1 protein-coding gene and 1 pseudogene are annotated in these 2,072 nt (G+C 50.0%); both read left to right on the top strand.

Annotation, left to right across the window (positions count from 1 at the left end; genetic code table 11):
• Positions 1–245: 245 nt before the first annotated feature.
• Positions 246–1,334, top strand: a complete 1,089-nt coding sequence (locus RMO84_RS06785; protein ID WP_310487711.1) for a cysteine synthase family protein — start codon at positions 246–248, stop codon at positions 1,332–1,334.
• Between the two features lie 4 nt (positions 1,335–1,338).
• Positions 1,339–2,072 (top strand): annotated as a pseudogene (locus RMO84_RS06780) (hypothetical protein); the annotation flags it as partial.

The raw sequence follows: 2,072 nt of genomic DNA, 5'->3' as shown, positions 1-2,072 counted from the left end.
GGCTTACGCCAACGCCAACGCCTACAGCGTGCGTTGCACCAGCGACGCATCGACCTGGAGGTTCCCTCCAGGTCGATGCGTCAAGACAAGCAGGGGGATTCCCACCACTTTCGATTCTCACCAGAGATGTGGTGTATGCACGGTAGCCTTTTTAAGGGGGCTAGGGGGGATTCTCATCGAGTTCATCTAATTTTCATATTGCAATGCCAAACTTGGTAATGTCGGCAGTTTGAGAACTGACAATAATGGTTAATAGCATCGATCCTCATCCAATTTCCACAGCAAACCTCGCCCCAGATTTTACGCAGGCAGTTGGTAATGTACCGATCGTCAGACTAAATCGCGTCAGTGAATTGTGTCAACAACACGATCTCTATTTCAAACTCGAAGCTTGCAATCCTGGCGGTAGTATTAAAGAGAAAAATGCCATTTGTTTGGTAAATCGGGCGGAAGTGGCAGGATTGCTGTCGCCCAATGGCACGATCGTCGAATCGAGTTCGGGTAACTTTGGCATTGCCTTGGCGATGGTAGGTGCCGTGCGCGGTTATCGGGTCAAAATCGTCATCGATGCCAAAACGAGCGATACCATGCGGCGGATTTTGGCCGCTCATGGCGCAGAATTAGTCGAGGTGCCCTTGAGTGCCGCCGATGAGAATGGTTCGATGCAAGTGGCGCGGATGCATAAGGCACAAGAATTAGCACGGAGTATTCCTGGTGCCTGGTATCCTTGTCAACATAACAACCCGCACAATCCCGACGCCCACGAGCTGTATACGGCACGAGAAATCGAATCAGCCTTTAATGGTGCGCCAGATGCGATCGTGATTGGCGTAAGTACGGCGGGGCAATTAGCGGGGATTAGTCGCTATTTCAAACAACATTATCCACGTACCAAAATTATCGGCGTTGATGTTGCTGGCTCGGCAGTCTTTGGCACGCCAAGATTTGCTTATAAAATGACGGGACTGGGGTTATCGTTCGTACCGCCTAATTTCGATCGCCATTTGCTCGATTTTGCTTATACTGTCAGCGATCGAGTGGCTTTTTCATATTGCCATCAAATCGCCAGATTAGAAGGCTTATTACTCGGTGCTTCGACGGGGGCTATTTTAGCAGGGGGATTGGCTTACGCTCGCTCTCAGGCTGCGCAAAATTCATCAATTCTAATGTTAAATCCCGATCGGGGCGATCGGTATTTAGAAACAGTTTACGATGTAGATTGGCTCACAGCTAATCGCATCGATCTATTGGATCGATCGCAACTAGAATCAGCAATTAGCACGCTCGCCCCGATCGAATTTGCCGTTGAGAGTGCAACTCCCCTTTATCCCTAATTTAATGTCTCGAAATCGCCAAATCATCCAACTCTGGCAACAATTTATTCCCCTATCTGTGTCCGATGTGACGATGGCCTTGGGCGATCCGTTAACTACTACCACGCTTGCCCATTTGCCCGATGCCAGAACGAATCTTGCGGCAGTCGGCGTCGCTAAAGCGATCGCGATTTTTTGTGAAAGTCCGATTATTATGTTGCTCCATGCGAGTAATGCCTTAGCTCCCACTCAAGCATCGCGGCAAGCTTTATGGAAGTTTATGTTAATTGCCAGTGGCGGGATGAGTTTGTTGCTCGCACTGACGACGATTCCGGCTATTTTTACGATCGTCGGTGAAGGGTGGTTGGGTGTGACCCCCAGTTTGAGCGGTACGGTGCGATCGACACTGACAATTGTGATTTTATGGCCATTCGCGATCGGTTGGCGGCGATATTTTCAGGGTTTATTAATTCATAGCGGGCAAAGTAATGCTGTCGCGATGGCGGGAATTATTCGCCTAGCAATAGTCGGGAGCATTCTAGGTGGCGGATTTTTCCTTAGAGCCAATGGTGCGGTTGTGGCGGGGATGAGCTTAGTTTGGGGAGTAATTGCCGAGGCTATAGCCGCAACCTTGTTAGCGCGCCGATTGGGTGCGACGAAATTACCCGAAGTTGTATCCACGCCGGAATTGCCCAAAGACTTGGCTGATGTCTGGAAATTTTACGCGCCGTTGGGTGGGACGATGATGCTGGCGGCCCT

It is taken from the genome of Chamaesiphon sp. VAR_69_metabat_338 (assembly GCF_031423935.1).
Classification (GTDB): domain Bacteria; phylum Cyanobacteriota; class Cyanobacteriia; order Cyanobacteriales; family Chamaesiphonaceae; genus Chamaesiphon.
Note: the sequence above shows the minus strand (reverse complement) of the source record. Positions and strands in the feature narration are given on the sequence as shown.

What these genes read in the sequence shown, in the direction of transcription:
- RMO84_RS06785 (WP_310487711.1), top strand. Translation starts at nt 246, where the DNA reads ATGGTTAATAGCATCGATCCTCATCCAATTTCCACAGCAAACCTCGCC.